The organism is Desulfovibrio sp. 1188_IL3213, assembly GCF_036763145.1.
Lineage (GTDB): Bacteria > Desulfobacterota > Desulfovibrionia > Desulfovibrionales > Desulfovibrionaceae > Desulfovibrio.
In genome coordinates this window covers 1-6,278 of sequence record NZ_JBAIYR010000105.1, presented here as the reverse complement: position 1 = coordinate 6,278, position 6,278 = coordinate 1, and the positions used below count along the sequence as shown (strand labels likewise).

Genomic DNA, 6,278 nt, shown 5'->3' with positions numbered 1-6,278 from the left:
CCGCCACGGCCAGCAGCAGTGAGCCGAGGGTGACGAACTGGGCGCGTTGCAGCCGTGAGGCCACATGGCGCTGGGTGACATGGGCCAGTTCGTGAGCCAGAACCCCGGCCAGTTCCTCTTCCTTGTCCAGGTTCATTATCAGGCCGGTGAACACATAAACGTAGCCGCCCGGCACGGCAAAGGCGTTAAGGGAGTTGTGCAGGATGGTGCTGGCCTTGAATGTGAAAGGCTGGGGCGGAATGGTTTTGACCAGCCTGTTCAGCATGTAGTCCACATACTGTTTTACTTCGGGGTCTTCGATAATGGGCAGATTGGACCGCACCATGATATCGAATTTGTTGCCCATCTCCTTTTCGTCTTTGATGGTCACGCCGCCGAAAAAGAATGCCTGCGCCGGGGTCGGGCATATCTGCGGCAGCAGAAAAGCCAGCAGCACCAGCAGGGCCGTCCAGCGGCGCGGGGCGCAATAATGCAGCATAGGTTCTCCCGTCGATCCCGGGCCGAGCCTACTCCAGGTCCCAGTTCTGCCCTTCGGGGGTGTCGCGCACGCTTACCCCAAGATCAAGCAGTGCCTGACGCAGAGCGTCGGAACGGGCGAAGTCCTTATTGTCGCGGGCTTCTTGCCGTTCTTGCAGCAGGGCCTCCACGCGAGGGATGTCGATGTTTTTGCGCGTGGCACGAATGCGGCGCAGGTCAGCCAGAAACGCTTCGGGCTGACGGCCGAAAAGTCCCAGGCGCGCATTCCACTGTTCCGACCGGGCCAGAAAGTCCTGCAAAAGGTCTCGTCCGGCCTCGGCGGCACGCAGGGTCTTGTCTTCCAGCAGCCGGTTGACAAGGCGCACCTGCGTAAAAATATGGCCCAGAGCCTGCGCGGTGTTGAGGTCGTCATTCATGGCCTCGTCCAGCGCTGCGGCCTGTGCGGCCCAGTCCTCTGCCAATTGCGCGGGCAACGGGGATTTTTTCCATTTTTCGCGCGTAAGGGCTTTTTGTGCTTCCAGCAGGGCGGTGTACACCCTGTGCAGGGCTTTTTCCGCCTCGTCCATGCCTTCAGCGGTAAAGTCAATGGGGCTGCGGTAATGTTTGCCAAGTAGGAAAAAACGCAATGTTTCAGGTAGATAGCTTTCAAGAATGTCGCGAATGGTCTTGAAATTGCCAAGCGACTTGGACATTTTTTCAGCATTGACCTGCACAAAGCCGTTGTGCACCCAATACCGCGCCAGATGGCAATGGCACACGGCCTCTGTCTGGGCTATTTCGTTTTCGTGGTGGGGGAAGACCAGATCCTGACCACCGCCGTGGATGTCCAGAGGCAGGTAGGGTTCGCTCATGGCCGAGCATTCGATATGCCAGCCGGGCCTGCCCGGTCCCCAGGGGCTTTCCCAGGAGGGTTCGCCAGGTTTGGCGGCCTTCCACAAGGCAAAGTCCAGCGGATCTTCTTTTTCTTCGCCTGGGGCCACGCGCGCGCCGGAGAGCAGTTCGTCCAGGCTGCGGCCCGAAAGCTTGCCGTAGGGCGGGTAGGAGCGCACCCTGAAGTACACGTCGCCCGATGCCGTGGCATAGGCCTTGCCCTCGGTCACCAGCTTGGCGCAGAGATCCTGAATTTCCTGTATGTGGTCCGTGGCGCGAGGCTCAATGTCGGCGCGCTGCACGCCGAGCCTGTCCATATCTTCATAAAAGGCGTTGATGTAGGTCTGGGCCACTTCACGCCAGTCGCGCCCTTCCTTGTTGGCCCGATTGATGATCTTGTCATCCACGTCCGTGAAGTTGCGTACAAAGGTCACATCCAGGCCCATGTGGCGCAGTTGGCGCACAAGCACGTCAAAAACCAGGGCCGAGCGGGCGTGTCCGATGTGGCAGTAATCGTAAGCGGTGATGCCGCAGACATACATGTGCGCCTTGCCGGGACGGAGGGGAACGAACTCTTCTTTCTGGCGGCCCAGGGTGTTGTAGAGCAGCATGATTTTCCTTTATGCGGGGAGGTTGAGCATGTCCAGGCGGCGCTGGTGGCGGCCGCCCTCAAAAGAGGCTTCCAGAAAGGCGTCCACAATGGCCTGTGCCAGTTCCACGCCGGTGACGCGCGCGCCGAGGCAAAGCACGTTGGCATTATTGTGAAGGCGGGCAAAACGGGCGTGCAGTTCGGTGGTGCAAAGAGCGGCGCGGATGCCTGCATGGCGGTTGGCGGCTATGGAAACCCCGATGCCCGTGCCGCATATGAGAATGCCCAGTTCGCCGGTGGCTTCCACAGCGGCGCAAAGTTTGTGCGCCAGCACGGGATAGTCGCAGCTTTCTCTGGAATCAGTGCCGTGGTTTACGACGTTGATGCCCTTTTTCCCCAAATGCTCGGCCAGTGTGGTTTTAAGATCAATGCCCGCATGGTCCGATGCCAGATGGATGGATTGCATAACAACTCCTGCAAGGGTGACAACGGGCCAGCCGGATGACCGGCCAGCCCGGAGAAAAGCGAATCAAAGGTCAATCAGCAAAAACAGCAGACAGGCGAATGCCGCCCCGTCCCATGTCCGGCCGCCGGGCGAACTTGAACGGTTTAGGGCTGGCGGTATTTTGCCAGCGGCAACAGCGGTACGCCTTCTGGTATGGATAAGGTCATCTGCTCGTCTGTAAAGGGGTTTGCGGGCTTTTCCCTGTCCTTGATAAGCACGATGGCGCGCTTGCCGTTGGAGTGGACAAGGTTCAGGCGCTGCGGCAGGGGAGGTTGGGCATTGTCGTAGGCCACTTCCATTTTCCAGCCCTTGCCGTTGTCGCCTTTTTCGCTCCAGGCCACGGGCAGGCCCGCCGCATCAAGGGTCAGCACGCCGCCGGGCGTGCCTTCAAGAGTGTATTGGGCAAGGTCGCCGGGCATAAGGCTGCCGGTGGTGAAGCTTCTGCCGAAAACAGCGCTGTAGCGGCCGTTGAGCAGGTCGGCCAGATGCTCCAGGTTGAAGGGAACAGGCACGCCTACCTGCAGCAGCGGCTTGGCGGCCCCCTGATAGAAGTACGCCTTGTTGTCCGTGGGGCTGTAAACCAGGAAGTGCTGGCCGTCTTCAAGGATTTTGGCAACGGTTGCGCCCACGCCGGCCATGACGTCCAGACGCAGCCTGCGCTGGCTGTTGCCCCAGAAAAGGGCAGTGACGCGGCGGGTATCGCCTTCAGTGCCGAACCGCAGACTCATTTGCAGCCTGTAGGGCGCGAGCGTGTTCTGATGTCCGAGGGCTGAAAATTTTTGCCAGCGCGCTTCAAGTCTGGCCTGATTTTCAGGCGTCATGTCCAGAGAGGGCTGGCGGGCGCAGGCGGCCAGCAGGGCAAGACTGCAAATGCAGCAAAGGACGAAGGTTTTTTTCATTGTTTTGAAAGTCTCTGCCGCAATGCGTCCGCATTGGCGGGTTTGAGGTCCAGCGCCTTTTGGTAGGCGTTGCGGGCCTCGTCCTTGAGTCCGGCCTTTGAGGCAATGTCGCCGTAGTGCTCCCATATGGAGGCATCGGCATTTTCGTCAAGCTTGACGGCCCGGCGTATCTGGACCAGGGCCTCTTCATTCTTGTCCAGCTTGTATAAAGCCCAGGCCAGGGAATCCACGATATACGACTGGTCGGGCGACAGTTCGTCGGCTTTGACAAGCAGCGCCAGGGCCCGTTCCAGTTCGCGGTTTTCTTCAGCCAGGGTGTAGCCCACATAGTTGAGGGCCTGATAGTTGTCCGGATGCAGGGTAAGGATATGCTCCATCACCTTGAAGGCTTCTTTTTTGTCGCCGGATTCATCCAGCAGCGAGCCAAGCAGGAAGGCCAGTTCCGCACTGTCGGGCCATTTTTGCACGGCCTTGCGCGCGGCCTCGAGAGCATGGGGCATTTGCTTCTGACGGGCCAGCAGGCGGATTTCCAGATCCCAGAACTGGGGGAGGTCGCTGAACTGCTTTTGAGCCTGTCGGGTTGCGTCCAGGGCTTCCTGCTCTTTTCCGGATTCGCCAAGCAACTGTACGCGCAGCAAGGCTCCTTTGGGCGCGGCCTTGCTTTGCGGCGGAATCCTGTCCAGCCATGAAAGTGCCAGAGGCAAGTCGTGGCGCTGTTCGTAGGTGAGATCGGCCAGCAGCAGAAAGACGTCCACAGGGGCGTCGTCCCTGGCGGCGATCTGCTTGAGCAGGCTTTCAGCTTGCAGATAATGGCGCGATTCGATGAAAAGGCCCGCCACCGTGAGTTTGAAAGGGATGGTGTCCGGCCCCTGGCGCATGTATTTCAGCGCTTTTTCGGGCTGGTTCATGCGCAGCGAGAGATTGATGAGCCGCAGAAGGACATCCTGAGGGGAGAAGTTGAATTTAAGCAGCTTTTCGTACATGTTGCGCGCAGATTTCAGTTCCGCGCGCTGCTCGTGAATGAAAGCCAGCTCGGCCATGGCCTCCACAAAATCGGGCATTTCCTTGATGGCTTTCTGAAGGTAGGGGATGGCCTCCGCCTGTTTGTCCATGCCGATGAGCGCGCGGGCATGGTAATAGTCCACCAGCGGCGTACGCTCTTTGGCGCTGACGCTGTTGAGCAGACTCTCGGCCTCAACGTATTCTTTGACTTTGACCAGCAGAAGGGCCAGTTCCAGACGGGCGTCCAGCGAGTCCGGGTGCTTTGCCAGAAAGGCGCGCATAAGCTCCACGCCCCGTTCGGGCGCTCCCTGCTCCATAAGCGCTTCGGCGTAGAGCAGGTTGAGCGACATGTCATCGGGGGCCACTGAAAGCCCTTGCTCAAGATAGGGTACGGCCTCGGCGGACTTGCGGCTTACAAGCCAGACGCCGCCTTCCAGCCAGATATTGGCGGGCAGCCTGGCTTCAGCCATAAGAGGGGCCGCCCGCAGCAGGGCGTCCTCATCTTCCGCGTTGAGAGCCTGGGCGCACAGAAGAAAGGCATAGGTGCTCCGGGCCTCGGGCGAAAGCTGCTCTTCGGATTGCCGGACTTCCACGTCGCGCAAGGCCGCAGAGCTTTCTTGGGTCTGGCTTTGGTCCGCCGGAGCTTTTGTTCCGGCACAGCCGCCGCAGCCAAGCAGGGAAAAGGAGGTGGCGGCGGCCATGATCAGGGCGCAGAGCAGCGCGATATTTTTTCGTTTCATTGCGGACTGTATCCGTGCAGCTTAGGATTGAATCCAGTGATCGGAGAAGTCTTCTATGTCATTCTTCATATGCTGACCGATTTTTTCTACCAGGCGCGCTTCAAGCTGGCGCACTCTTTCTCTTGTGATGTTATACCGTTCGCCTATCTCACGCAAGGTGATCGGCTCGTCGGAAAGCAGCCTGTTGTGCAGGATATACAGCTCTTTTTCGTTGAGTTTCGGCATGATGGCTTTGAGCTTTGAGCGCACTATTCCCGCGATTTCCGTAGACGCCAGACTATCTTCGATGCCGGGTCCCAGGGCGGGCAGAAAGTCCATACGGGTAGCGCCGCCCGAATCTTCGCCCACCTGGGCGTTGAGCGACATGTCTGTGGACGCAAGGCGCTGATCCATCTCATTGATCTGTTCTTCGGTCACGCCCAGGCGCTCCGAAAGCATGGCTGCATCGGGATCATAGCCCTGCATGATGAGCTTCTGGCGTTCCCTGTTCAGATTGTAGAACAGCTTGCGCTGCACCTGGGTGGTGCCGATCTTGACCATGCGCCAGTTGTCCATGATGAACTTGAGAATATACGCCTTGATCCAGAACGAGGCATAATAGGAAAACTTGATGCCCTTGTCGGGGTCAAACTTGTTGACCGCGCGCATGAGGCCCACATTGCCCTCCTGAACGAGGTCAAGCACGTTCTGCATCCAGCGGCGCTGAAAATCCATGGCAATGCGCACGACCAGGCGCAGGTGGGACGAAACCAGGCGAAAGGCCGCGTCCGCATCATTATGATCGCGCACGCGCAGGGCCAGTTCGTGTTCCTCTTCGGGCTTGAGCATGGGAAAACGGCTCACTTCCCGAAGGTACAGGTGCAGACTGTCGCGGGTACCTACAGCAGGCACACGGGAAGAAGAAGGCGCGGGAACGCTGCGGTCCCGTTCGCCTTCATGCACCAGGTGCGGCTCGTCGTCCTCGTCCAGGTCGGAATCAAGCAGGTCGTCTTCGCTGTCCGGGGCGTCAATGTCCGGCTCGTCCGTGTCGTGTTCGGCTTCGGCTTCGTCCATATCAAGATCAAGCACCGGGCCGGTGCGGCGGTTTTCGTCGTCGGACCCGGGTGCCGAGGGTTTTTCTTTTTTTTGCTTTTTGCCGGTATCTCCGGCGGATGCTTTGGCTGCAAGGCCCGCGGCAGTGCGGCCCCGCGTCTTGC

The 6,278-nt window shown here is 59.2% G+C and carries 6 protein-coding genes; all 6 read right to left on the bottom strand.

The genetic code is table 11. The annotated features are described in order from the left end of the window. Positions 1-478 (bottom strand): M48 family metalloprotease (locus V6C16_RS06280; RefSeq protein ID WP_333542907.1); only part of this gene is annotated, 478 nt, incomplete at its 3' end. A 28-nt stretch (positions 479-506) separates the two neighbouring features. Next, complete coding sequence (cysS, locus tag V6C16_RS06275; RefSeq protein WP_333535070.1) at positions 507-1,958, bottom strand: cysteine--tRNA ligase; 1,452 nt, start codon at positions 1,956-1,958, stop codon at positions 507-509. A gap of 9 nt (positions 1,959-1,967) precedes the next feature. After that, entirely contained in the window at positions 1,968-2,402 is a 435-nt protein-coding gene (rpiB, locus tag V6C16_RS06270) for a ribose 5-phosphate isomerase B (protein WP_333535069.1), read from the bottom strand. 143 nt (positions 2,403-2,545) lie between these two features. Continuing rightward, positions 2,546-3,340, bottom strand: coding sequence for a hypothetical protein (locus V6C16_RS06265; protein ID WP_333535068.1), 795 nt, complete (start codon positions 3,338-3,340; stop codon positions 2,546-2,548). Beyond that, positions 3,337-5,082, bottom strand: coding sequence for a tetratricopeptide repeat protein (locus tag V6C16_RS06260; protein ID WP_333535067.1), 1,746 nt, complete (start codon positions 5,080-5,082; stop codon positions 3,337-3,339). The genes V6C16_RS06265 and V6C16_RS06260 overlap by 4 nt, the downstream gene beginning before the upstream one ends. Before the next feature lie 21 nt (positions 5,083-5,103). Further along, positions 5,104-6,135 carry an RNA polymerase factor sigma-32 gene (locus V6C16_RS06255; protein WP_333535072.1) on the bottom strand — a complete coding sequence of 344 codons (1,032 nt, stop codon included), beginning with the start codon at positions 6,133-6,135 and terminating at the stop codon, positions 5,104-5,106. Positions 6,136-6,278: the final 143 nt, after the last annotated feature.